Annotated in this window: 1 protein-coding gene; it reads right to left on the bottom strand. The window is 69.4% G+C overall.

Going from position 1 to position 509, the window contains the following annotated elements; translation table 11 throughout:
* On the bottom strand, positions 1–509 hold a 509-nt coding region (locus A5744_RS23990), incomplete at both ends, for a PPE family protein (RefSeq protein ID WP_139331486.1).

Below are 509 nucleotides of genomic sequence, written 5' to 3'. Positions count from 1 at the left end.
TGCTGGCCGCGGCCAGTTGCGGGGTGACCGCGGCGACGTTTTGGGCGGAGTTGCCCGCCGGGGTGGCCTGGGCCTGGGCGACTGCCAGGGCTTGTTCGGCGGGGGCCTCAGGCGTGGTGGTATTGGGCGGGGTGTCAAACGGCTCGAGCGCGGAGGCCAGCGCCGCGGAGGCCGAATAGGCATACATGGTGGCGGCGTCTTGGGCCCACATCTCCATGTACTGGGCTTCGGTGGCCATGATGGCCGGGGTGTTTTGGCCAAAGAAGTTGGTCGCGATCAGCGTCATCAACAACACCCGGTTGGCCGCGATCACCGGCGGGGGCACCGTGCCCACAAACGCGGTCTCGTAGGCTCCCGCGGCCGCGCGGGCCTGGTTGGCGGTCTGCTCGACTTGCCCGGCCACCGTCGAGAGCCAGGCCACATAGGGACTGACCGCGGCCAGCATCGACCTCGAGGCCGGACCCACCCACGGGGCGCTGGTCAACTCCGAAACCACCGACCCATAGCCA

The sequence above is a fragment of the Mycobacterium sp. IS-1264 genome (assembly GCF_001954195.1).
In the GTDB taxonomy this organism is placed as follows: domain Bacteria; phylum Actinomycetota; class Actinomycetes; order Mycobacteriales; family Mycobacteriaceae; genus Mycobacterium.
The sequence above is the reverse complement of the archived record's forward strand: the minus strand, read 5'-3'. Positions and strand labels throughout refer to the sequence as shown.